Here is a 25,724-nt window from a genome sequence, read left to right on the forward strand (position 1 = left end):
GATGGAGTATATGATTTTGCTTGGCGGCCTTCTCGTGTTTGCGCTGGTCGGTTTCTGGATGATGGGAAGGGTTGACAGGTTTCTGAATGCGGCGCGGGCAGAGCAGGAGGGGCGGCAGCATGCCGAGTGCTTGAAGATCGCGGCATCGGACCCCTGTGTGATGCAGCCTGTTTTTAAAACTGTGTCGGCGCTTAAGGAGCAGCACCCGGACTTGTGGTGTGAGCTGTCCTTCGGAAGAGAAGCGGAGGTTTTGGGATGTCTCAGCACAGGCAATGTGGACGTTGCGATTCTCCCCGGTGAGACAGGGGGCGGAGCGGCGTTTGAAAGCAGAGACTTTCTGTTTTCGCCGGTTTCTTTCCGGGCGGTGGAGGATTGCACGACCTTGTCATCTATCGACACAAGCGTGCGGCGGCAAAGGATATTGCTGAAACAGAATACATCTGCTTCCCTGGCTGCGGAATTTGTTCAGAGAATTTGTGAACAGAAACCGTAGAAACGTGCTATAATAGAGCCGTTTGAAGGGAGGCGGTAATATGGAGACTTCTGCGCAGGTCGGACGGGGAGAGCGGAGGCGGAAAGGATCCCTTACGATTTTTGCCGGTTATTTCTCCGGCACGGGAAAGACCTACCGGATGCTGGAGGCTGCCGGCCGCGCCGTGCGGGCTGGAGAGGATGTTGCCGTCGGCCTGCTCTCCTGCAGCCAATGGCCGCAGACGCAGATCTTGGCGGATGGCTTTGAGACGCTGCCGCTCAAAGCGTTTTCGGAGGCGGGGAAGACCGTTTATGAGCTTGACGTGGATGCCTGTCTGAAGCGCGGCCCAAGGCTTCTCTTGATCGACGAGCTCTCTCATGAAAACGCGGGCGGCTCCCGCCACAGAAAACGCTGCCAGGATATTGAAGAACTGCTGCAGGCAGGGATTGATATCTATACGACGCTGGATGTACAGCACATTGAGAGTATTCAGGACACCGTTTCCGAAATTTTGGGCGCTCCGGCCGAGGAGCGGATTCCGGACAGGGTGTTCGATCAGGCCGCGCGCGTGGAATTCGTGGACTGTGAACCGGAAGACCTGCGGGAACGCCTGATCCGGCAGGACCGGACGGATCTGCTGTCTGAATATTCACAGCCCAAATTGAGCGCGCTTCGGGAGCTTGCCCTTCGCCGCTGCGCGGACCGGACGGCTCTGGATACACAAAAGAGCCGGGGCGGAGAGAGGTACCGGACCCGGGAGCATGTCCTGGTCTGCCTTTCCGCAGCACCTTCCAATGAACGTGTCATCCGAACGGCTGCCCGGATGGCCGACGCGTTCCGCTGCGGCTTTACGGCGCTGTTTGTTGAGACAAAAAATTTTCAGTCCATACCGCAGCCGGATCGGAACCGTCTGAGGGCCAATCTGCGTTTGGCTCAACAACTGGGTGCATCCGTCGAGACGGTATATGGCGATGACGTGGCCTACCAGATCGCCGAATTTTCCAGGCTGTCCGGCGTGACCAAGATTGTGCTGGGCCGTGGAGAGACTTCCAACCGCATCCTGTTTTGGAAGCCCTCGCTGACGGAACGGCTGGTTGAGCTCACACCGGAACTGGACATCCACATCATTCCTGACACTGGAACAGCAAGGCGGTTTGCCTCCCATTACAAAAAAGAGCTGTATGCACCCGCGGTCCCCCTCCTGGATTTGCTGAAAAGCACTCTGCTCCTGGTGCTGTCTACGCTGGTGGGCCTTATCTTCTATTATCTGGGCTTGAGCGAGGCCAATATCATCACAGTCTATATCCTGGGGGTGATGCTGACCTCTATCTTCACAAAGAGCGCGGTTTGCAGCTTTCTGAACTCGGTTGTGGGCGTCTTGGCGTTTAACTTCTTTTTTACGGAGCCAAGATTTTCACTGCATATCTACGCCAGCGACTATATGGTCACATTTTTGGTCATGTTTCTGGCATCCCTTCTTACAGGCTCTCTGGCCGCCAAGCTGAAATCTCTGGCGAAGCACTCAGCCCAGCTGGCATGGCGGACCAAGCTTTTGTTTGAAACGAATCAGGAATTGCAGAAGGCCGGAACCCAGGACGAGATCCTTTCTGTCACCGCACGGCAGCTGCTGAAGATTTTTCAGCGCGATATTGTCACCTATCGGTCAGATCAGGGACAGCTGGACGCGCCGAAGATCTTTCCGGTTGATGATGCGTTTTCCGAAAGCAAATACTCCGCCGCATCGGAGCATCAGGCGGCCCAGTGGGTTCTGACCAACAACAAGCGGGCGGGCGCCGGGACGGAGACGTTTTCGGATGCGTGCTGCACATATCTGGCCGTCCGGACCGCAGAACAGGTATATGGGGTCATAGGCGTCGCGGCCTCTGGCGAGGAGATGGATTCCTTTGAAGGCGGACTGCTCCTCTCGATCCTGGGGGAGTGCGCCCTCGCTATGGAAAACCAGAAAAACCTGGAGGAGAAAGAGGCGGCTGCGGTCCTGGCCAAGAACGAGCAGCTGCGGGCCAATCTGCTCCGCTCGATTTCCCACGACCTGCGCACACCGCTCACCTCCATCTCCGGAAATGCCAGCAACCTTCTCTCCAACGGAGATATGTTTGACGCAAAGACCAAGCATCAGATGTATGTGGATATTTATGACGACGCCATGTGGCTCATCAATCTGGTGGAGAATCTATTATCCGTCAGCCGCCTGGAGGGAGGGCAGATGAATCTGCACCTGTCCACAGAGCTGATAGGTGAAGTGGTGGCTGAGGCGCTGCGGCACATCAACCGCAGAAGCGCGGAGCACCATCTGCATATCCAGAGCGGCGACGAGTACCTGCTGGCGCAGATGGACGCGCATTTGATCGTGCAGGTCATCATCAATATCGTGGACAATGCGATCAAGTACACGCCGCCTGGCTCTGACATTGAGATTAGCTGGGAGCGGCAGGGGCGGTTCGCCGCACTGTCGGTTGCTGACAACGGCCCGGGCATTCCTGACTCGGCAAAACCCCGCGTTTTTGACATGTTCTACAGCGCCTCGAACCGGATTGCCGACAGCCGTCGCAGCATGGGGCTGGGGCTGGCGCTGTGCAAGTCTATCATCACGGCCCATGGCGGGGAGATCACGGTGGCTGACCACGCGCCCCATGGGACAGTTTTTACGTTTACCATACCAATTGAGGAGGTTGAATTGCATGAATAAACCCTTGATTTTGGTCGTGGAGGACGATGCGCCTGTCCGCAGTCTGATCACAACGACTCTGCGGGCGCACGATTACCGTTTTCTCTCTGCGGCCAACGGGGAATCCGCTATTCTGGAAGCCAGTTCGCACAATCCGGACATCATGCTGTTGGATTTGGGACTGCCGGATCTGGATGGCGTAGAGGTGATTCACCGTGTCCGCACCTGGTCGAATCTGCCGATTATTGTGATTAGCGCCCGCAGCGAGGACACGGATAAGATTGAGGCGCTGGATGCCGGGGCAGATGACTATCTGACCAAGCCGTTCTCCGTGGAGGAACTGTTGGCCCGTCTGCGGGTAACCCAGCGCAGGCTGGCTACCCTGCAGGCCGGAGTGGTGAACGAAGGCGCTGTATTCACCAACGGCAGGCTGAAGGTGGATTATGCTGCGGGGTGCGCGTTTCTGGGCGAAGAGGAACTGCATCTGACGCCCAGTGAGTACAAGCTGCTATGCCTGCTGTGCAAGAATGTGGGCAAAGTGTTGACGCACACCTTCATCGCCCAGCAGATCTGGGGCAGGAGTTGGGAAAACGATGTGGCATCTCTCCGGGTCTATATGGCCACCCTGCGCAAGAAGTTGGAACGGGATCCGGATTCTCCGCAATATATTCAGACGCACATTGGAGTAGGGTACCGGATGCTAAAGGTGGAGTAACAGCGGATGCATTCCAATTTCAGTGAAAAGATCGTTTTATTCTTCATGTGATGTGTGATGCATTTTGCGGCACTTGAAATACTGGATTCCATGGGCATAAATGAGTCGAGATTGAAAAAAATTGCCTGGACGACTGTTTGACACCTATTTGTAAATAACCCGGAGCTGTTGCGGTGCAACGGTTCCGGGTACTTCTCCTCAATGTGCCGAAATTTGTGCAACTCCACGGAACCCCTTGTGCTCCAATGAGTTTCTCTTTGACGGACTGAGAACTCCAACTTTGCAGACCATTGCCTCGAATGCAGCTGGGCGCACCAAGGACCGCCGAAAATTAAAAATTTTCGGCGGTCCTTGTCTGCGGCTATGAAAAACGGCCCACTGACAAATTGGAGCTGCGGGGGATGTCCCATCCGACAGTGTGACAAAGGCGAAAGAGACAGCCCCGGCGTTCATGAGGCAGAGGCGTCCCGGCAGCGGTCTTTACCGCAGGTACAGGGCATTCCGGCTGATGAGAAACGTAAGAGCGGTTGTTTCTGCTGCCTGTCTGGCCTATCCGGCGTGATGGGGAAATTGGGGTTCCAAGTTTTTAAGAGCCGACAAATCAACTGGGAGGCGTATGCGCAGAAACTGGAGGCTCTGTGAGAAGGAGGAAGCCTGTCCCGAAAGGGGCAGGCTTCCTTTGCTGTGAGATGGATACTATTGAGAGCGGTTAAAGAGGATAAAAATAAAGTTTATACGGGGCCCCATGGTACAACCAAGTAAAAAGGCGGCCAAAACACGATGAAGGGACTGTATGAACTGTTGTCATACTGCCGGCCCTATCAAAGGACCGCATACTTGCGTGGAGTGATTGGCACGGTATTCCCGCGGTGTCATACCAGAGAGAACATTGAGCTGCTTATGGAAGTAAATTGCGCTGTCCAACCCGCAGCTTGAAAAGAACCACACATGTGTCTATTCAGAAGGAAAAACCATTCAACGTTATGATGCCAATATGGAATAAATTTGCCCAGCTACAAATTGTTGAATATAACCTTGATTAGCTGCGCAGGGAAAAGCCGCAGTACCGCGCGGAGCGGTTTTTTCGCAATAGGCACCTAGCGATATTGTGTGTTCGATGATTATTGATCGTCTTCCTGCAGAAAAACAAGGAGAGCAGTCTGGGGGTTATCTGTTCTTAAAAATGCTTCCTGCCGTATCTGCAGTCAAGAGCGCATCTGCAATTTCTGCTTTCGGTGCGTTTTTGGGTACCGACTGAACAATCGTGCAGAAGGGAATCAGCTTGCCGTGGAGAATTCTGTGCAGCTCAGGAATAAGGGCATAGCATTTCCGGATGCTGTGAGTCACCGCTAGAATGCCGCGCTCAAAACCGACGCCGGATGGATGGGTGCTGACCTCAATGATGTTGTCCGTGGCAGATGTGCAGATCTTGCGTTCTCCTGCGAATGTTGCCGCATAGCCGTTCTCCGGCAGAGGGTGGCCAACCATATATCCGCGATGGCCGGAGGCCCCCCGACGCGGCTGTTGCTTCTCGAGTGCAGGCAAGCCCCGGTTTCAAACCATGTCACCATTGCGTCACCCATTCCTGCGACCTAAAATCTTGCGGGAGGAGGGCAGATCATGCAGGGATCTACCATAACAATATCAGGGCTTGCATCTAAAAACAGATAGGCGTCAAACACACCCCGGTCATCATACATCGCGCTGAGAGAAGAGCGGGGAGTCTGCTGAGCACACCTGAAATCTGGCATCTTCGGAAAGCCAGAGCAGGCAGAAAACGGAAAGTCTTTCTGCCTGTTCTGAATACTGGAGTTACTTCTTGTAGTAGGTGGGTCGGCCCTTCTCGTCGTGGTCCTTGTCGAAGGTGGGATAGGCGCCGCCGTTGAAGCCGTTGTAGCCCAGGGGATTGCGGAAGCCCAGGGGGTTCTTGCCCACAGGATGGGTCTCCAGCAGCTCCTTGATCAGCTCACTGTAGCCCTCCACAACGGCCTCCACCAGCAGCTTGTCGCCCTTCTCCTTGGTGGCCTTGGTGGGGTTGCCGATGACGCCGTAATCCAGGTCGTCCTTCTCCAGCAGCGCGAAGGTGCCCTCAGCGCCGTAGAACTGCCAGCGGTGAGAGGCCTCGCCGGGAGCCATCTTCCACTTGGGGTCCACCAGGGGCGTGCCGCCGCCGTCGATGGCCAGGTCCATGTGGACCAGGTCGCCGTACAGGGACAGCGCCATGGAGGTCTCCGCCTCGTCGGCGTGCCACATGAAGTCCTCCAGCACGTTCTTGTTGTCCCGCAGGAAGTCATACCAGGTGGAAGCCAGAACGAAGTAGCCCTCCGCTGAGCGACGGTTCTGCAGTCTGGCAGGGCCGTTGCCCGCGAGGCGGCGGACCTGCTGTCCATTCAGTATTATGTCCGGGACATCGAAGAAGAGATAGCCAAGCGCATGAAGCAGCCGGTCAAGGAGATCAGCGAGGTGGAAAAGGATGCTGAGAGCCGCTTCGATGTCTTCGGCAACATTCTGGCCCAGGTGTTGGCACTGAGTCCTCTCCATAAGGGGGTATTGGAGTGCCCGCCCGATTTGGCAGAGCGACTCCGAAGGCGTTCCTCTCTGGAGATGGTCACGACATCACTTTGCCAACAAGGGGCCGGACACAGACTGCGCGGTGCTGCTATAAACGATTGGTTATCCCAAAGCACAGCCCTGTCCACCAATTTGGGTGGACAGGGCTGTGCCGTGCATGAAATGGCAGGTTCAGAATTGAAAAGTCGCTGTGTCTCTTGATTGGCCTCCGCCGCGGCAATGAACTCCCGGAATACAAGGGGGCCTGCCTACGGTAGGAACAGGGGCAGGGGCCTATTGGCTCCACATCGGGCTGGATGTCCGGGTCCGGCAGTTCTGCTTCCGGTGCCGGGTGGGCTTTTCCATTCAGAACCCGATGTACGCATAAAAGGCCCGGGCCGGTTGTTGCCCGCCTCTGATGACAAATACTGCCCCGTGCCGCCAGGGGGCCCTGGTGCCCAAGGCCGGGGCCAGACATGGGCCAGACTTCTGGAGGGCGACATTCACCCCGCCACCGGCAGCCGACCCGGGGAGGCCGCCGCAATTCCCGCCCCCGGGCCGAATACTGTGCTGCGGATCAGACGGAGAACAACAGGTCGGAGTAGGTGGGGAAAGGCCAGCGGTCAGAGCTGGTGAGGGTCTCCAGCTGATCGGCAGCCCGCCGGGCGGTATCCATATCGGGGATCAACACATCATGGCTGTATCGCATAGCTTCCGCAGCGTCCGCGGGAATTGCAGACAGGTCCGTCTCCAGCTTGTCGGAGGCGGCCATCAGGGCATCCGTCAAGCTGCCGATCTGGCAGGCAGTGCTGACCTCATACTGGCAGCAGGCACCCAGGTCCTTTTTGGTACCGGCCCGGCTGCACAGGTCCCCGGCAAAGGCGGAGACGGCGGGTAGGATTTGGCGGCGGATCATGTCCGTCATGGTCCGTGCCTCGATACAGATGACCGTAGAGTAGTTCTCAATGTGGATCTCCGCCCGGGCCTCGATCTCCTCCTTGGTGTAGATGCCGTGCTTGACAAACAGATCCACGTTTTTGGGAGCGGTGTACATGGGCAGAGCATCAGCGGTGGAGGTCAGGTTGGAGAGGCCACGCTTCCCGGCCTCCTCCAGCCAGGCCTCGTCATAGCCGTTGCCGTTGAAGATGATCCGCTGATGCTCGGTGAATACCCGGCGGATCAGCTTCTCCAGGTCGGCCTGGAAGTCCCGGGATACCTCCAGCTCGTCCGCAAACTGTTCCAGTTCCTCGGCCATGATGGTGTTCAGGGTGATGTTTGGACCGGAGATGGACTGGGAGGAGCCCAGCATCCGGAACTCGAACTTGTTGCCGGTAAAGGCCATGGGGGAGGTGCGGTTCCGATCCGTGTTATCCTGGGGGATAGCGGGCAGGGAGTCCACGTCGATCTTCAGCGTCCGCTTGCCGGTGCTCTGGAAATCCGTGTCGTTGATGATGGAGTCCACCACAGCGGAGAGCTCGTCTCCCAGGAAGATGGAGAGCACGGCGGGCGGTGCCTCCTGGGCGCCCAACCGGTGGTCGTTGCCGGGGAAGGCCACCGTGGCCCGGAGAAAGTCCTGGTAGTCGTCCACACCTTTGACGAAGGCCGCCAAAAACAGCAGGAACTGGGCATTCTGCCGGGGGGTGGAGCCGGGCTTGAACAGGTTCTTGCCCGTGTCGGTGGAGAGGGACCAGTTGTCATGCTTGCCGGAGCCGTTGACGCCCGCGAAGGGCTTCTCATGGAGCAGGCACACCAGTCCGTGGCGGTCGGCCACCTTCTTCATCATTTCCATGGCCAGCTGGTTCTGGTCGCAGGCGGAGTTGGCATCGGAGAACACCGGCGCCATCTCATGCTGAGCAGGGGCTACCTCGTTGTGCTTGGTCTTAGACAGGACGCCGAGAGCCCAGAGCGTCTCATCCAGATCCTTCATATACGCGGCCACTCTGGGGCGGATGGCACCGAAGTAATGGTCCTCCAGCTCCTGCCCCCTGGGGGGCTTTGCGCCGAACAGGGTCCGGCCGCACATTCGCAAGTCCTCCCGCTTCTCATAGAGGGCCTTGTCAATCAGAAAATACTCCTGCTCCGGCCCTACCTGGGCAGTGACCCGCTTCGTCTCTGTGTCGCCGAAGAGCCGGAGGATGCGGACCGCCTGGCGGCTGACCTCGTCCATGGACCGCAGAAGAGGCGTCTTCTTGTCCAGGGCTTCGCCGGAGTAGGAGCAGAAGACGGTGGGGATGCACAGGCTGCCCTCCTTGATGAAGGCAAAGGAGGTGGGATCCCAGGCGGTGTAGCCCCGGGCCTCAAAGGTGGCCCGCAGACCGCCGGAGGGGAAGGAGGAGGCATCCGGTTCACCCCGGATCAGCTCCTTGCCGGAGAATTCCATCATGATCTTTCCGCCGCCCACAGGGGCGATGAAGCTGTCGTGCTTCTCCGCCGTGACGCCGGTCATGGGCTGGAACCAGTGGGTGAAATGGGTGGCGCCTTTTTCCACGGCCCACTGCTTCATGGCCTCAGCGATCTCATTGGCGGTGGAGAGGTCCAGGGGCGTCCCCTCCGTCACGCACTTCTTCCAGGCGCTGTAAGACGCCGAGGAGAGACGCTCCTTCATAGTGCCTTCGTTAAATACCAGACTCCCAAACAGCTCCGGCAATTTCTTCGTCTCACACATCACACAAAACCTCCTGTCTCAAATTCGTTCTGTATCAAAAAGGAATGCGGAGAGCTTTCTCACATTCCGCTCTGACCGTAGTTGGAGAGGACCCGGGCGGAGGGATCGTCCACGTCGCAGCCCTCCCAGGACCGGTTGGGCATCCAGAAGTCCCGGATCATCCGGGCCTGGCCGGGGTAACACTGCTCAAAGATCTCCCGGTACAGCAGGCTCTCCTTGGTGAAGGGTGGACAGTAGTCATACTGTTTGCGTCGGGTCTCAAACTCAGAATCCGTGTACTTCTCCTCCGCGTAAGCCTTCAGGTCGTCCACCATGGAGTGGCCCACTGCGTCGGAGAAGGCGGCCTTCTGCCGCCAGAGGATGCTGTCCGGCAGCAGGCGGTCCTTTTCAAACGCGTGGCGCAGCAGGTACTTGCCCATGCCATAGGTGTTCATTTTCAGCGCCGGATCCACCGCCATGACGTATTGCACGAAGTCCAGGTCGCCGAAGGGGACCCGGGCCTCCAGAGAGTTGACGGAGATGCACCGGTCCGCCCGCAGCACATCGTACATGTGCAGCTCATCCACCCGCTTTTTGGACTCCTGCTGGAAGACTCCGGCGCTGGGGGCAAAGTCTGTGTACTTGTAGCCGAACAGCTCATCGCTGATCTCGCCGGTCAGCAGCACCCGGATGTCCGTCTTTTCGTGGATGGCCTTGCAGCAGAGATACATGCCCATGCTGGCCCGGATGGTGGTGATGTCCCAGGTGCCCAGGGCGGCGATGACGACGGGCAGGGCCGCCAGAACCTCCTCCCGGGTCATATAGACCTCCGTGTGATCGGCGCCGATGAACTCCGCCGCCTCCCGGGCGTACTTCAGGTCGATGGCATCCGTGTCCATGCCGATGGCGAAGGTACGGATCTTCTTCCCCAGAATTACGGAGCTGATGGCGCATACCAGAGAGGAGTCCAGCCCGCCGGAGAGCAGGAAGCCCAGGGGAGCGTCCGCGTCCAGCCGTTTATCCACCGCCGCGATCAGCTTGTTGCGGATGTTGCGGCAGACGGTCTCCAAGTCATCGGGGGAGTACTGCGTGACGGTGGTGAGATCCGCATAGCGGACAAATTTTCCGTCCGCGTAATAGTGTCCCGGCGGGAAGGGGCGGATCCCCTTACATAACCCCACTAGGTTTTTCGGTTCGCTGGCAAAGACGATGGCGCCGGAGCGGTCATAGCCGTAGTACAGGGGCCGAATGCCGATGGGATCCCGGGCTGCGATGAGCTCATCCCGCTTGGAATCGTAGATGATGAGGGCGAACTCCGCGTCCAGCTTGGCGAACATCTCCAGGCCGTACTCCCGGTACAGAGGAAGCAGGATCTCACAGTCGCTGCCGCTGCGGAAGGAGTAGCCTTTTTCCGTCAGCTGCCGCTTCAGGGGGCGGAAGCCGTAGATCTCGCCGTTGCAGACCACATAGTCCCCGTCCAGCTCAAAGGGCTGCATCCCCGCCTCCGTCAGGCCCATGATGGCCAGCCGGTGAAAGCACAGCCAGCCGGACGGCGTCTCGAGGATCTGAGACATGTCCGGTCCCCGGGACCGGGTCCGGTCGAAGAAGGGCAGCAGTTCCTCCTTGGTGTAGGTCTTTTTGGAAAAACCCATAATTGCGCACATAGATAGAAGCACCTCCGAAATAAAAAAGATCGCAGCTCCGTCCTGAAATTTCAGGACGAATAGCTGCGATCCGCGGTGCCACCTGACTTGCCCCCTGATCGGGGACCTCTTTGACTAGGCTCCAACAAGCCCGCGTGAGGTAACGGTCACGACTCGTTTCACTTACTGGCGGTCTCCCGCGTTCAGATCACAGCTACGGAGTGTTCTTCCCGCGGACTCTTTGGTACGGGGTTCTCACCATCCCCCGCTCACTGGCCCGGAACATCCGCGGTACTTTTCTCCATCAACGCCTTTGCTGATGTTAAAATTATGGTCTAAAGATTACCACTGGGGATATCCGCTGTCAATGTGGGAATATCCCAAAACCCAGCTGAAAATTTCCTGAAATTTCTCCATCCTTGTGTCAGGGGGATGTCCCATCTACCCGATGGAGCGTACCAGATTCGTGTAGCCGGTCAGATACCGGTCCACCTCCGCAGCGGCGGAGCGCCCTTCGGCGATGGCCCACACCACCAGGGATTGGCCCCGGCGCATATCGCCAGCGGCGAACACCTTGTCCGCATTGGCAGCATAGCTCCCCGGCGCTGTGCGGACCGTCCTGTCTGCCTCCACACCGAAGGCCTCGCACACGCCCCGCTCACACCCGGCAAAGCCGGTGGCGCCGATCAACAGCTGGCAGGGCAGGGTATCCCCCTCCGTGGTGACCACACCGGTCAGGGAACCGCTTTCCCCCGCCACCAGGCTCTGGACCTGGACGCCGAACCGCCGGGGATCCTGGCCCGTAACGGCCAGCGCCTCTTCGTGGGCGTAATCCAGCGGCAGGCTTCCCGCAGCGTCCAGGTAATCCGTCCGGGGACGGCGCACCAGCTGGGTCACGGAGCGGCAGCCTTGCCGCAGGGCGGTGGCCACACAGTCGCTGGCGGTATCGCCAGTGCCGATGATAACCACATCCAGCCCGGAGGCGGAGGGAACCGCCGCCTCCGCCTTGCCGAACTGAGCCCGCTCCACAGCAGCCTTCAGGTACTCGGTGCCGTAGCATACGCCGGAGATGCCGGTGGTGTCCAGTCCCAAGGGCCGGGGCGCTCCGGCCCCGCAGCAGAGGATCACCGCGTCGTACTCCGCCAGCAGCCGCTTTGCCACGGCACCCTCTGAGGCGTCCACACCGCAGACGAAGGTGACGCCCTCCTCGGTCATCAGGTCGATGCGCCGCCGGACCACAGATTTTGGCAGCTTCATATTGGGGATGCCGTACATCAGCAGACCGCCGGGATGCTCCGCCCGCTCGATGACGGTGACCATGTGGCCCCGGCGGTTCAGCTGGTCCGCTGCCGCCAGGCCCGCCGGGCCCGAGCCTACCACGCAGACCTTCTTCCCCGACCACTGGGGCGGCCGGCGTGGGCGGAGCTTCCCGGCGCCAAAGGCCGCTTCGATGATGCTCAACTCATTGTCCCGGACCGTAATGGGGTCCCCATAGATGCCGCAGATGCAGGCGTTTTCGCAAGGGGCGGGGCACACACGGCCGGTGAACTCCGGAAAGCTGTTGGCCTTCAGCAGCCGGCTGAGGGCGTGGCCCCAGTTGCCGGAGAGGATCATGTCGTTCCACTCGGGGATCAGGTTGTGCAGGGGACAGCCAAAGGCCTTTCCCTCATATATCATCCCCGCCTGGCAGAAGGGGACGCCGCAGTTCATGCACCGGGCGCCCTGCTGGCGCCGGATCTCCTCCGGCAGGGGAAGGTGGAACTCCTCCCAGTCCCGGACCCGCTCCGCCGCGGGCCGGCGGCCATCCTCCCGGCGGGTATATTCCAAAAAGCCGGTGGGTTTTCCCATGTCGTCCAGCCTCCTCTCAAGCTCTGGTATTGGCGTAGAACGCCTCGATCTCCGCCTGCTGACGGGTCATGCCTTTCTCCTCGTACTGGGCGATGGACCGGAGCATCCGGTCGTAGTCCCGGGGCATGACCTTCTTGAAGCAGGGGACGTAGGAGTGGAAGGCCGCCAGGATCTTCTTCCCCCGGGGGGAGCCGGTGGCGGCCACATGGGCCTCAATGAGGGAGCGGAGCTCGGCGATGTCGTGAGGCTCCGTCAGGGTGTCCGTCATCACCTGGTCCTTGTTGAGGCGCATATAGAGGTCGTGCTTTTCGTCCAGCACATAGGCGATGCCGCCGGACATCCCGGCTGCGAAGTTCTTTCCCGTGGGGCCAAGAATCACGCAGCGGCCGCCGGTCATGTACTCGCAGCCATGGTCCCCCACGCCCTCCACCACGGCGATGGCGCCGGAGTTGCGGACGCAGAACCGCTCGCCGGCCATCCCGTTGATGAACGCCTGGCCGGAGGTGGCGCCGTACAGAGCCACGTTGCCCACGATGATATTCTCGCCGGGGTCGAAGGTGCTGTCCTTGGGTGGATAGAGTACCAGCTTGCCGCCGGAGAGGCCCTTGCCCAGCCCATCGTTGCAGTCGCCCTCCAGCTCCAGGGTCAGTCCTTTGGGGATGAAGGCGCCGAAGGACTGGCCTCCGCCGCCATGGCAGGTGATGACATAGCTGTCGTCCGGCAGGGAGTCCCCGCACTGCCGGGTGATCTCGGCGCCGAACAGCGTGCCGAAGGCCCGGTCCGTGGAGGAGACGGTGAGCTCCAACCGGCCGGTCCGCTTCCCCTTCAGCGTCTTGCCCAGTTTGGCCAGCAACACGCTCTCATCCAGGGTCCGCTCCAGATGGAAGTCGTAAACATCTCCGGGATTGAAGTGGGACGGCCCGCCGCTCCAGGGATTTTCCAGCAGGCTGCGGAGGTCCAGGGTCTCCGCCCGGTGGGTCACCAGCTTCTCCCGGACCCGCAGTAGGTCACTGCGGCCCACCAGTTCATCCACGGTGCGGATGCCCAGGGCCGCCATATACTCCCGCAGCTCCTGGGCCACGAATTCCATGAAGTTCACCACGTACTCCGGCTTGCCGGAGAAGCGGGACCGGAGCTGGGGATTCTGGGTGGCAATGCCCGCCGGGCAGGTGTCCAGGTTGCACACCCGCATCATGCAGCAGCCTAGGGCCACCAGGGGCGCGGTGGCAAAGCCGAATTCCTCCGCCCCCAGCATACAGGCGATGGCCACATCCCGCCCGGTCATCAGCTTGCCGTCGGCCTCCAGGGCCACCTGGCTCCGCAGACCGTTGGCGATCAGGGCTTGGTGGGCCTCCGCCACGCCCAGCTCCCAGGGCAGGCCCGCCCCGTGGATGGAGCTGCGGGGCGCGGCGCCGGTGCCGCCGTCATGGCCGGAGATCAGCACCACCTGGGCACCGGCCTTGGCCACGCCGGCGGCGATGGTGCCAACCCCCGCCTCGCTGACCAGCTTCACGCTGATCCGGGCCCGGCGGTTGGCGTTTTTCAGGTCATAGATCAGCTGGGCCAGGTCCTCGATAGAGTAGATGTCGTGGTGAGGCGGCGGAGAGATCAGTGTCACGCCGGGGGGGGAGCACCGGGTCCTGGCAATCCAGGGATAGACCTTTTTCCCGGGCAGATGGCCGCCCTCGCCGGGCTTGGCACCCTGAGCCATCTTGATCTGGATCTCCTGGGCGCTGGTGAGGTAGGCGCTGGTAACGCCGAACCGGCCGGAGGCTACCTGCTTGATGGCGGAGCACCGCTCATCGCGCAGGCGCGCCGCGTCCTCGCCGCCCTCGCCGGAGTTGGACTTGCCGCCGATGCGGTTCATGGCGATGGCCAGGCACTCGTGGGCCTCCTGGGAGATGGAGCCGTAGCTCATGGCGCCGGTTTTGAATCGCTTGACAATGGACGCCACAGACTCCACCTCGTCGATGGAGATGCCGCCGCTCTCATCGAACTGGAAGTCCAGCAGCCCCCGCAGGGTATGGGGCTTGGCAGGCTCGTCCACCAGGGCGGAATACTCCTTGAAGGTCTCGTAGCTGCCCTCCCGGACGGCCTTCTGCAGCAGCAGGATGGTCCGGGGGTTGTACATGTGGTCCTCCTTGTCCGGGCCGGACCGCAGCTTGTGGATGCCGGTGGAGTCCAGCGTGGAGTCGTAGCCCAGGCCCAGGGGATCGAAGGCCTGGCTGTGGTTCCACTCCACGCCCTCCTCGATCTCCGCCAGGCCGATACCCTCCACCCGGCTGACTGTGTTGGTGAAGTACTTGTCCACCACGTCCCGGTTGATGCCCAGGCACTCGAAGATCTGGGCGGACTGGTAGGACTGGATGGTGGAGATGCCCATTTTGGAGGCGATCTTCACGATGCCGTGGAGGATGGCGCTGTTGTAGTCGTTGACGGCCGCAGTGGGATCCTTATCCAGCATCCCCAGGGTCACCAGCTCCTCTACGCACTCCTGGGCCAGATAGGGGTTGATGGCCTGGGCGCCGTAGCCCAGGAGGGTGGCGAAGTGGTGGACGTCCCGGGGCTCGGCGCTCTCCAGGATCATGGAGACTGCGGTGCGCTTTTTCGTCCGCACCAGATACTGCTCCAGGGCGGACACCGCCAGCAGAGAGGGGATGGCTACATGGTTCTCGTCCACCCCACGGTCTGACAGGATCAGGATGTTGGTGCCATTCTTGTAGGCCCGGTCCACGTTGACGAACAGCCGGTCCAGGGCATTGGCCAAGGGAGAGCCCTTGTAGTACAGCAGGGAGATGGTCTCCACATGGAAGCCGGGCCGGTCCATGTAGCGGATCTTCATCAGATCCACGGAGGTGAGGATGGGGTTGTGGATCTGGAGGACTGTGCAGTTCTCCGCTCTTTCCTCCAGCAGATTGCCGCCGGAGCCCACATACACCGTGGTGTCGGTGACGATCTCCTCGCGGATGGCGTCCATGGGCGGGTTGGTCACCTGGGCGAAGAGCTGCTTGAAGTAGCTGAACAGGGGCTGGTGCTTTTCCGACAGCACCGCCAGCGGTGTGTCCACGCCCATGGCGGAGGTGGGCTCCGCCCCATCCCGGGCCATGGGGAGGATAGCGTCCTTCACCTCCTCATAGGTGTAGCCGAAGGCCTTGTACAGCCGGTCCCGCCGCTCCTGGGAGGACCGCTCCACACGCCGGTTGGGGATGGGAAGATCCCGCAGGTATACCAAGTGGGCATCGAGCCACTCGCCGTAGGGCTGCTGGCGGGCGTACCGCTCCTTGACCTCGGCGTCGTCCACCAGTCGACCGGCAGTCAGGTCTGCCAGCAGCATCCGCCCCGGCTGGAGCCGGGACTTCTTCACGATCTTCTCCGGTGGGATGTCCAGCACCCCCACCTCGGAGGAGAGAATCAGCTGCTTGTCGGTAGTGAGATACCACCGGCAGGGGCGCAGGCCGTTCCGGTCCAGCACCGCGCCCACCGTGTCCCCATCAGAGAACACGATGGCCGCCGGGCCGTCCCAGGGCTCCATCATGGTGGCATAGTAGTGGTAGAAGTCCCGTTTCTCCCGGCTCATTTTCCGGTCGTTGGCCCAGGGTTCCGGGATGCACATCATCACCGCCTGGGGCAGTGGGATGCCGTTCATCATCAGAAATTCCAGGGTGTTGTCCAGCATGGCGGAGTCGGAGCCGCTCTGGTCTACCACCGGCAGGATCTTGTCCATGTCCGCCTCCAGTACGGCCGAGTGCATAGTCTCCTCCCTGGCCAGCATCCGGTCCACGTTGCCCCGGATGGTGTTGATTTCACCGTTATGGAGGATGTAGCGGTTGGGATGGGCCCGCTCCCAGCTGGGGGTGGTGTTGGTGGAGAACCGGGAGTGGACCAGGGCGATGGCGCTCTCACAATCCGGCTCCGTCAGGTCCGTGTAGAACTTCCGCAGCTGCCCCACCAGGAACATGCCCTTGTACACGATGGTCCGGCTGGAGAAGGAGCAAATGTAGGTGTTCACATTGGATTGCTCGAACTCCCGGCGGACCACATACAGCTTCCGGTCAAAGTCCAGGCCACGGGCGCAGTCTACAGGCCGGGCCACAAAGCACTGGCAGATGCAGGGCATACAGTCCAGGGCCTTCCGGCCCAGCACCTCCGGATGGGTGGGCACATCCCGCCAGCCCAGGAAGTCCAGCCCCTCCTTGGACGCGATGATCTCCAGCATCTTCTGGGCCTGGGCCCGCTTCAGCGCGTCTGCGGGGAAGAAGAACATGCCCACGCCATAATCCCGGGGGCCGCCCAGGGCGATGCCCTCGGCGGAGGCCGCCTTCACCATCAGCTTGTGTGGCACCTGAATCATCAGCCCCACGCCGTCACCGGTCTCGCCGGCGGCGTCTTTACCTGCCCGGTGCTCCAGCTTTTCCACGATCTTCAGGGCACTGTCCACTGTGGCGTGGGACGGCGTGCCCTTCAAATTCACCACGGCGCCGATGCCGCAGGCGTCGTGCTCCCACAGGGGATCATAGATATTGTGTATGTTCTGCGCTGGTCCACTCATTGGGACTGCCTCCCTTGTCGTTTCATCGTCAGGCTTCAGCCTGTTGTGTACCGCTCCAGGATCAGCCGGGCGGTCTCTGCAAGCCGCAGCCCCGTGTCCATGCTGTACTTCTGCAGAAAGCGGTGGGCCTCCGCCTCGCTCATGAGGTTTACCTCCATCAGCACCGCCTTGGCCCGGCAGATCAGCCGCTCCTCCTCGGCACTTCGCTGGATATGAAGCCGGGGAGCCGGGGCGCCGCCTGCAAGGACTCCCTGGGCCAGATCCAGCGAGGCGAAGAACTCCGCCCGGGAGGAGGGGACGGCCAACTTGATGAGGTTCCTGTCCCCGCACAGCTCCAGATTCCCGGGAGAGGAGATGACCAGCACCGGGGCGATGCCCGTGAGGTCCACGGCCAGCATCTCCGCAGTCATGTCCCGCAGCCGGAAACCGCAGATGACGACGGCTCCGCCCAGCTTCCGGGCGGCTCGGATGGTTTCCGCGCCGCTGAAGCAGGAGATGGACGGCGCGAGGCCGCCGGAGCCCAGAATGCGGGTGATCTGGGCGTGGGCTTTCTCAGAGGCAAACGCCAATATGATCCTGTCCATGGAATTTGCCCCCCTCCTCTCTCTGCGGCCCTGTCAGAAGGGCCGGCAGGTCAGTACGCCACTAGATACTGTTCCAGCTCCCACTGGGACACCTGGGCGGCGTACGACCGGCACTCCCGACGCTTTCCGGCCAGATACTGCTCCGTCACGTGGGCACCTAGCGCGTCCGTAATGACGCTGTCTGCCTCCAGGGCCCGGACGGCCTCCTCCAGAGAGCCGGGGAGCCGCTGGATGCCGGAGGCGTCTCCCACCTCGTAAAGGTTGCCGGTGAGGGGGGCGGGGGGCGTCATCTGCTGCTCGATCCCGTCCAGTCCCGCGGCAAGGCACGCCGCCAGGGCCAGATAGGGGTTGCAGGCGGGATCAGGGCTCCGCAGCTCCACCCGGGTGCTGTTTCCCCGCGGTGTTGGAATGCGGACCAAGGCGGAGCGGTTGCCGGTGGACCAGGCCAGATGGCAGGGGGCTTCGTAGCCGGGCACCAGCCGCTTGTAGCTGTTCACCAGTGGATTGGTGACGGCACAGCATCCCCGTACGTGTCCCAGCAGTCCCGCGATGAACTGATAGGCCAGCGGGGACAGGTGCCGGGGATCCGCCTCGTCATAGAAGGCATTTTTCCCATCCCGAAACAGGGACATATTTACGTGCATGCCGCTGCCGGCGGCGCCGCTGACGGGCTTGGGCATGAAGGTGGCGTGGAGGCCGTTCTTCTGGGCCAGGGTCTTCACCGCCAGCTTGAAGGTCATGATGTTGTCCGCAGCCCGCAGGGCGTCGGTGTACTGGAGGTCGATCTCGTGCTGGCCGGCTGCCACCTCGTGGTGGCTGGCCTCCACCGCCACGCCCATCTGCTCCAGATTCAGGCAGATCTCCCGGCGGGTCCCCTCCCCATGGTCCAGAGGGCCCAGGTCAAAATAGCTGGCCTCGTCGGAAGTCCGGATGGTGGGCTGACCGTCTTCATCGGTCTGGAACAGGAAGAACTCCAGTTCCGCTCCCACATTGCAGGTGAAGCCCAGGGCGTCGGCACGGCGGAGCACCCGCTTCAGCACACCTCGGGGATCACCGGCGAAGGCGGTACCATCGGGGTTGTGGACGTCGCAGATCAGCCGGGCCACCTTGCCGTACTGGGGCCGCCAGGGCAGGATGGCAAAGGTGTCCAGGTCCGGCCAGAGATACTGGTCTGATTCTTCAATGCGGACGAATCCCGCGATGGAGCTGCCATCCATCATAATCTGGTTGTCCAGCGCCCGCCCGATCTGAGAGGCGGTGATGGCTACGTTTTTCAGCTGGCCGAAAATGTCTGTGAACTGCATACGGATGAACTGGGCATCCTCCTCCCGGACCAGCCGGATGATGTCCTCCTTGGTGTAGTGACGCATGAGCCTGACTCCTTTCCGATGGTGACCGTGTATGGACGCGGAGCGCCCCTCCGCGAAAAATTTTAAAAAGAAAAAAGAGCAAAGGATACCGCCAAAGGGCGCCTTTGCTCTCAGTGCTATTATTATACGAACTTTAAGGCGGTGTTGTCAAGACACTTGGGGGCCCGGAATCCCCACAGACGGAAAATTTGTGGGACCGCCTAAAATCGTTCCGCCGTCCCCAGGAGCTTTGGCGAAATCGACAAAAAATGGAGGAATGCGTTGACAGCTCCGACAAAGCTGACTGCGCGCCCGCCATCAAACAAAGGTACTTTGGCCCACCATCCCACAGCGCCTTGTTTGATACACGCAACGAGACATATCCCACTCAATGGCGGGGGCATTTCTTTTGGCAAAAGAATATGACCGACACATCAGCGGTTATGAAGATCGTCAGCACACCATCTTGCAGGACAGCGATTGCCCCGCAGGCCCCGGATGCCCGGTCCCCTGACCACGCCGGACGAAAAGGGCCGTTGCCCGCAGGCTGCTCTGGAACGGCCCTTCCGGGGAAATCTTCCATTGGCAGCAGTTATCCCATGACTTAGGATGCCCGCTGCCGTGCAGCTGGGACCGCGTTTCCCCCGGCGGGAAGGAAACACAAAACGCGCCCGGACCGGGAATCCCGGTCCGGGCGCGGCGCGTGGAGACAGCGCGGATTTACGGCTGCCGCAGGTGGATCTGGCAGGAGGGCAGATCGTAGAAGGGCTCTGCCGCCGTAGGGGTCAGGCCGGATACGGCCCCGGTCTGGTACAGGACGGAGGAGGACTTAAAGCACAAGGGCAGAATAGGCGCTTGCTGCTGAAGATAGGCACACAGGTCCGACAGAGCTGCGGCCCGGTCCTCCGCTGCGGCGCAGGCGGCCAGGAGCTGCTCCGTCTGGGGATCCGCCCAGCCGCCGTAGTTCAGACTGCCGCCGGTGCCCACCAGGGCGGAAAGGTCCCAATTCGCAGGCAGCCGCACTTCGCCATAGTACAGGTCGAAGTTCCCGGCGGCCAGGGCGGCGGCATACTCCTCCCAGGGCAGGGCCTCCACTTGGATCTGAAGGTCGAAATCCGACAGGGCCTGGGCGATATGCTCCGCAGCGGAGGCCTTGAAAGTGTTCTCCTGATTCACCAGCAGGGTCACTGTGCGGGTCCGGCCGGTGTTCAGTCCCGCTGCCTCCATCGCTGCGGCGAAATCGTCATAGGAGTATAGGGACTCCAGCTCCGCCGGGTAGAGCGGGGAGACAGGGGAGACCGGGAACTGGGCCGCCCGGGCGTGTCCGGACAGCACGGCGCTCACCAGCGTCTCCCGGTTGATGCCCAGGCCCAGGGCCCGGCGGGCGGCGCTGTCCTGAAAGGGGGCGCGGGCGGTGTTGAAGCCCAGGAACTGAAGCACTGTGGTATCCGCATCCTCATAGCTGATGTTGCCGGTGGCGGTGATGGGCTCCGTGCCGATCAGGTCGGCAGTAATCAACTGCACCTCGTGGGAGGAGAACTGGTACAGTATGGCCTCCCGGTCCCTGGCGGCGGAGAGGGCGATCCGCTCCGCGGGGCGGGACTCTCCCCGCCACCAGCCGCTGTGGGACGCCAGACAGGCACCCGCTTCATCGGTGGTGAAATAGTAGGGGCCGGTGCCCACAGGGGTGAGGCTTTCCTCGGTTCCGGACTTGACGATGGGGATGTCCAGCAGGGCCGGGAGGCTGGAGTCCGGGCGGGACAGGGTTACGATTACCACCCCGTCCCCGGCGGAGACAGCGGCCACATGGGCCAGCCGGGCGCTGTACCGCTGGGAACTCTTGGCCCGCCGCAGGGTGGCCGCCGCGTCCGCCGCCGTCAGGGGGGACCCGTCGGAAAAGGTGACGCCGCTGCGGAGGGTGAACGTGTAGGTGAGGGAGGCGGCGTCATAGGTGTAGCTCTGGCACAGCCACGGCTGGGGTTCCAGCTGGCGGTCCAGGCGGAAGAGTCCCTCGTAGATGAGGGAGCCCGCCACCTGCTGCATACCGTCGGCACAGGTCACCGGGTCCAGCGTCTGGTCCGGGTCATAGGGAAGGGTGAACGCCGCAGGGAGGATCACCTCCTCCTGCTGGTCGGCGGGCTCCTGGTCCCCCAGCAGGCCGTTGGCGGACTCCACGGGGGCTTCCGTCCAGCAGCCGGACAGCAGCAGGGTCACTGCCCCCAGCAGGCACAGGATCTGGATGCGCTTGGTCTTGGTCATGGCACAGGCCCTCCGGCAAAGAGTGTTTCAAAGGCAGATCACGGCCACCTGTGCGCCCCGGGCCTCGCCCATCTTCCGGTGGGACCAGAAGAGGTCGGGGCGGCAGGCGGTACACAGGCCGCAGATGTCGATATGCTCCGGCGCGACACCGGCGTGGAGCAGCCACTGACGGTTCAGACCCGCCAAATCTACATGGTATTTGGGCCCTCGACGCTCCAGATACGGCTCCGCCTCCGGCCCCAGGGCAGAGGCCCGCATGGCCTCCGGTACGTCGCCGTCGGTCTCAAAGCAGCATTTCCCAATGCAGGGCCCCACGGCAGCCAGGATGCGTTCCGGTCTGGCGCCCAGCAGGCGGACCATCTCCCGGACGGTCTTCTCCACGATTCCAGCGGCACAGCCCCGCCATCCGGCGTGGACCGCTCCCACGCACCCGGCGTCCGGGTCATGGAGCAGAAGGATGCCGCAGTCGGCGGAGAACACCACCAGGGGCAGTCCTTTTTCAGCGGTGATGAGGGCGTCGGCGTCGTAGTCCCGGTCCCGGATCAGACCCTTCCCGGCGTCGGCGGCGGTGCAGAGCCGCACATCATCCCGATGGACCTGCCGGGAGAGGACGGGGTACGCCGAGTCCATATCCAGGGCGGCGAAAAAGCGGCGGTAGTTCTCCTCCACGTTCTCCGGCGCGTCCCCGCGTCCGGGGCCCAGGTTCAGGGTATCCCACGGCGCCGGAGACACCCCGCCCCGCCGGGTGGAGAATCCGTGGCGCACCCCGCCCAGCAGGGGAGAGGCGAGCCAGACCAGACTCTGTTGTTCATGGGTGACAAATGACATGGCGGCCTCCTTTGATTGAGCATGAAAAGGGACGTCAGGAGCGTTCCTGGGGATCGTTCACCGGGTCCGCAAGGCGGCGGGAACCCCACCACCAGATGGTACCAGTCAGAAACAGCAGGGCGCTGACGAGGAACAGGGCTGTAAAAAGGTTGGTGCCTTCGGCGAATAGGTATCCAAAGGCCAGCAGCCCCAGAGCAGATACCATCAGACCTATGCCGATCAGCATATTTCGAATCGTGTGCAGCAGGCGGATGCTCTCCTGATTTTCACCCACGGAAGCAGCTCCCTTCTGTGAAAAGACCGCCCCCTGCCCTCCGGCAGGAGAGAACAGGGAGCGGAAGAGATAAAAATGAAAAGACAAAGGATAAAAGATAGAGTGGAGAGTGAGGAGATGCTCCCAAAAGGAAAGGGGCTAGGGGAAACCCATCCGGGTTTCCCCAGTTGATCTGCCGAAGGCAGATCAAGAAATTCCAATCATTTTCGCCGCGGCGTGTACGTGGCGAAAATACTTTGACCTAAGCGCCTTGGGCGCGTTCACCAGTCCGCAGACTGGTGGTGGGGGAGGTCGAGGGGGAGCCTGCTCCCCCTCGAAATCAGTTGTCGTGGTACTCCTTGCAGGTGCACTTCTTCCACTTCAGGCCGCTGCCGCAGGGGCAGGGGTCGTTGCGGCCGATCTTGTTGACCTTGACAGGCTGCTTCTTGGGGGCGGTGCCGTCGCCGCCCACGTTTTCCACCATGCCCTTGGCCACCCGCTCCCGCTTGACCTCCTCGTCCTTCTTCAGCCGGACGGAGAACATGCGGCGGACCGTCTCGGTCTGGATGGCGGAGACCATCTCTTCGAACATGGTCAGGGACTCCTGCTTGTAGGCGATGACCGGGTCGGTGTTGGCATAGGCCCGCAGGCGGATGCCCTGCTTCAGGTCGTCCATGGCGTCGATGTGGTCCATCCAGTACTCGTCCACCACGCGCAGCATGATGACCCGCTCCAGCTCCCGCATGAGGGGCGTACCGATCTCCGCCTCCTTGGCCTCGTAGGTCTTTTCTGCGGCCTCCAGGAAGAGGTCGGTGAAGTCCTGCTGGGTCTTGTCGGCGGCGTCGTCCTCCGTGAACTGGAAGGTATCCTTGGGGAAGTACAGCCCCTCCAGGCCGCGCAGCATCTCCCGGCAGCCGGCGGCGTCCAGGGCCTGGGCCTCGCCGAAGGCCATAGCCACGTGGTCGGCGATGGCGTTGCGGGTCATGGACAGGATGGTGTCCTTCAGGTCCTTGCCGTCCAGAACCTCCCGGCGCTGCTGGTAGATGATCTCCCGCTGCTTGTTCATGACGTCGTCGTACTCCAGCACGGACTTGCGGGACTGGAAGTTCCGGGACTCCACGGTGGTCTGGGCGTTCTCGATGGCCTTGGTCAGCATCTTGTTCTCGATGGGGGTGTCCTCGTCCAGGTCGAACTTCTCCATCATGTTCTGGATCCGCTCGCCGCCGAAGAGGCGCATCAGGTCGTCCTCCAGGGAGATATAGAACCGGGTCTCGCCGGGGTCGCCCTGGCGGCCGGCGCGGCCGCGGAGCTGGTTGTCGATCCGGCGGGATTCGTGGCGCTCTGTGCCGATGATGAAGAGGCCGCCGGCGGCGCGGACCTTCTCCGCCTCCTCCGCGATCACCGCCTTGTGCTGGGCCATCTTCTCGGCAAACAGCTTCCGGGCGGCCAGAATCTCCTCGTTGTCTGTTTCGGCGTAGCCGGTGGCGTCGGCAATGACCTCATCGGAGTAGCCGGCCTTCACCAGGTCTGCCCGGGCCAGGTACTCGGCGTTGCCGCCCAGCATGATATCGGTGCCGCGGCCGGCCATGTTGGTGGCCACGGTGACGGCGCCGAACTTGCCCGCCTGGGCCACGATCTCCGCTTCCTTCTCATGGTTCTTGGCGTTCAGCAGGTTGTGCTGGATGCCCTCCCGGGCCAGCAGGCCGCTGAGCAGCTCGTTCTTCTCAATGGACACGGTACCCACCAGCACGGGCTGGCCCTTGGCGTGGCAGTCCTTGATCTGCTGGATGACCGCTCGGTACTTGCCTGCCTCGGTCTTGTACACCACGTCGTGGTGGTCGTGGCGCTGGTTGGGCCGGTTGGTGGGGATCTCCACAATGTCCAGCTCGTAGATGGTGCCGAACTCCTCCTGCTCCGTCATGGCGGTGCCGGTCATGCCGGACAGCTTGTCGTACAGGCGGAAGTAGTTCTGGAAGGTGATGGTGGCCAAGGTCTTGTTCTCGCTGGCCACGGTGACGTGCTCCTTAGCCTCGATGGCCTGGTGCAGGCCGTTGGAGTAGCGCCGGCCGAACATCAGACGGCCGGTGAACTCGTCCACGATGATAACCTCGCCGTCCTTCACCACATAGTCGATGTCCCGCTTCATCACGCCGTGGGCCTTGATGGCCTGGTTGATGTGGTGGGAGAGGGTAGCGTTCTCCGGGTCGGACAGATTCTCCACGTGGAAGAACTCCTCCGCCTTGGCGATGCCCCGGGCGGTGAGCATGGCGGTCTTGGCCTTCTCATCCACGATGTAGTCCGCGTCCGCCTCGGCGGGATCCTCTTCCTCCTTGTTGTCCACCTGGACGACCGCCTGCTTCTTCAGGCGGGAGACGAACATCTCTGCCATGTCATAGAGCTGGGTGGACTTCTCCCCCTGGCCGGAGATGATGAGGGGTGTCCGGGCCTCGTCGATCAGGATGGAGTCCACCTCGTCCACGATGGCGAAGGCATGACCCCGCTGCACCAGCTCCGTGGAGTAGATGCACATGTTGTCCCGCAGATAGTCGAAGCCCATCTCGTTGTTGGTGCCATAGGTGATGTCCGCGGCGTAAGCGGCCTGCCGCTCCTTGGTGGTCAGGCCGTGGACGATCAGGCCCACCTTCAGGCCCAGGAAGCGGTGGACCTTGCCCATCCACTCACTGTCGCGCTTGGCCAGGTAGTCGTTCACCGTGACGATGTGGACGCCCCGGCCGGTCAGGGCGTTCAGATAGGCGGGCAGAGTGGCTACCAGGGTCTTGCCCTCGCCGGTCTTCATCTCGGCGATCCGGCCCTGGTGCAGCACGATGCCGCCCACCAGCTGCACCCGGTAGGGCCGCATGCCCAGCACCCGGTCCGCGGCCTCCCGCACGGTGGCAAAAGCCTCCGGCAGGATATCGTCCAGGGTCTCGCCATTCTGCAGGCGCTCCTTGAACTCCGTGGTCTTGGCCCGCAGGGCCTCGTCGCTCATGGCCTTGTATTCGTCGGCCATGGACTCGATCTTGTCCACGATGGGGTAGATGGATTTCAGCTCCCGGGAGCTGTAATCGCCAAAAATCTTTTTCATCAGACCCATGATTGTGATACTTCCTTTCCGGGCCGGTCCCTCCGGCCCGCCGGAATGGCGGAGCGCTGGAGAAAGGCCCGTTGATCCATATTATTTATAAAAGGTGGGGCAGTCCCCACGAAAAAGCAGAAATAGCATACCACAATCGCAGGTGGAATGCAAAGAAAAAACAACTTTTGTAAAAAAAGTTCATAAATAGCGGCCCATGTCCGGCAGAAGCCATGATTTTTCGACAGGACGCGGCGGGGAAATCAGCGAA

Annotated in this window: 15 protein-coding genes and 1 other annotated feature; of the genes, 3 read left to right on the forward strand and 12 right to left on the reverse strand. The window is 61.5% G+C overall.

Going from position 1 to position 25,724, the window contains the following annotated elements; all coding sequences use genetic code 11:
• The first annotated feature begins 1 nt into the window (after nt 1).
• From DN611_RS04715 to DN611_RS04725, 3 genes are read left to right on the forward strand one after another with little or no spacing between them, the layout of a single operon-like run.
• Entirely contained in the window at nt 2–493 is a 492-nt protein-coding gene (locus tag DN611_RS04715) for a LysR family transcriptional regulator (RefSeq protein ID WP_119310766.1), read from the forward strand.
• A gap of 40 nt (nt 494–533) precedes the next feature.
• Nucleotides 534–3,179, forward strand: a complete 2,646-nt coding sequence (locus tag DN611_RS04720) for a sensor histidine kinase (protein WP_025543701.1) — start codon at nt 534–536, stop codon at nt 3,177–3,179.
• On the forward strand, nt 3,172–3,873 hold the full coding sequence (locus DN611_RS04725; protein WP_021750429.1) for a response regulator: 702 nt from the start codon (nt 3,172–3,174) through the stop codon (nt 3,871–3,873). Before DN611_RS04720 ends, DN611_RS04725 begins: the two co-directional genes overlap by 8 nt.
• Before the next feature lie 1,167 nt (nt 3,874–5,040).
• On the opposite strand, the gene DN611_RS04730 is transcribed toward DN611_RS04725, so the two are convergent.
• From DN611_RS04730 to secA, 12 genes are all read right to left on the reverse strand, one after another.
• A complete protein-coding gene (locus DN611_RS04730; RefSeq protein ID WP_136891619.1) occupies nt 5,041–5,418 on the reverse strand; it encodes a hypothetical protein in 378 nt (125 codons plus the stop codon).
• 267 nt (nt 5,419–5,685) lie between these two features.
• Complete coding sequence (locus DN611_RS04735) at nt 5,686–6,414, reverse strand: creatininase family protein (protein WP_256264427.1); 729 nt, start codon at nt 6,412–6,414, stop codon at nt 5,686–5,688.
• Between the two features lie 586 nt (nt 6,415–7,000).
• On the reverse strand, nt 7,001–9,088 hold the full coding sequence (locus tag DN611_RS04740; RefSeq protein ID WP_119310768.1) for a glutamine synthetase III family protein: 2,088 nt from the start codon (nt 9,086–9,088) through the stop codon (nt 7,001–7,003).
• A gap of 59 nt (nt 9,089–9,147) precedes the next feature.
• Nucleotides 9,148–10,731 carry an asparagine synthase B gene (gene asnB / locus DN611_RS04745; RefSeq protein ID WP_119310769.1) on the reverse strand — a complete coding sequence of 528 codons (1,584 nt, stop codon included), beginning with the start codon at nt 10,729–10,731 and terminating at the stop codon, nt 9,148–9,150.
• Between the two features lie 48 nt (nt 10,732–10,779).
• Nucleotides 10,780–11,027 (reverse strand) — a binding site (T-box leader).
• 124 nt (nt 11,028–11,151) lie between these two features.
• Complete coding sequence (locus tag DN611_RS04750) at nt 11,152–12,558, reverse strand: glutamate synthase subunit beta (RefSeq protein ID WP_119310770.1); 1,407 nt, start codon at nt 12,556–12,558, stop codon at nt 11,152–11,154.
• Between the two features lie 16 nt (nt 12,559–12,574).
• Nucleotides 12,575–17,107, reverse strand: coding sequence for a glutamate synthase large subunit (gene gltB / locus DN611_RS04755; protein ID WP_119310771.1), 4,533 nt, complete (start codon nt 17,105–17,107; stop codon nt 12,575–12,577).
• A gap of 35 nt (nt 17,108–17,142) precedes the next feature.
• On the reverse strand, nt 17,143–17,691 hold the full coding sequence (locus DN611_RS04760; protein ID WP_021750771.1) for an ANTAR domain-containing response regulator: 549 nt from the start codon (nt 17,689–17,691) through the stop codon (nt 17,143–17,145).
• 50 nt (nt 17,692–17,741) lie between these two features.
• On the reverse strand, nt 17,742–19,061 hold the full coding sequence (glnA, locus tag DN611_RS04765) for a type I glutamate--ammonia ligase (RefSeq protein WP_021750770.1): 1,320 nt from the start codon (nt 19,059–19,061) through the stop codon (nt 17,742–17,744).
• Nucleotides 19,062–19,760: 699 nt separating this feature from the next.
• Nucleotides 19,761–21,299, reverse strand: a complete 1,539-nt coding sequence (locus DN611_RS04770; protein ID WP_119310772.1) for an ABC transporter substrate-binding protein — start codon at nt 21,297–21,299, stop codon at nt 19,761–19,763.
• 27 nt (nt 21,300–21,326) lie between these two features.
• Nucleotides 21,327–22,127 carry a peptidoglycan editing factor PgeF gene (gene pgeF / locus DN611_RS04775; protein WP_119310773.1) on the reverse strand — a complete coding sequence of 267 codons (801 nt, stop codon included), beginning with the start codon at nt 22,125–22,127 and terminating at the stop codon, nt 21,327–21,329.
• 34 nt (nt 22,128–22,161) lie between these two features.
• A complete protein-coding gene (locus DN611_RS04780) occupies nt 22,162–22,401 on the reverse strand; it encodes a hypothetical protein (protein ID WP_119310774.1) in 240 nt (79 codons plus the stop codon).
• 319 nt (nt 22,402–22,720) lie between these two features.
• Nucleotides 22,721–25,477 carry a preprotein translocase subunit SecA gene (secA, locus tag DN611_RS04785; protein WP_174233010.1) on the reverse strand — a complete coding sequence of 919 codons (2,757 nt, stop codon included), beginning with the start codon at nt 25,475–25,477 and terminating at the stop codon, nt 22,721–22,723.
• Nucleotides 25,478–25,724 lie beyond the last annotated feature (247 nt).

It is taken from the genome of Oscillibacter sp. PEA192 (genome assembly GCF_003574015.1).
In the GTDB taxonomy this organism is placed as follows: domain Bacteria; phylum Bacillota; class Clostridia; order Oscillospirales; family Oscillospiraceae; genus Oscillibacter; species Oscillibacter welbionis.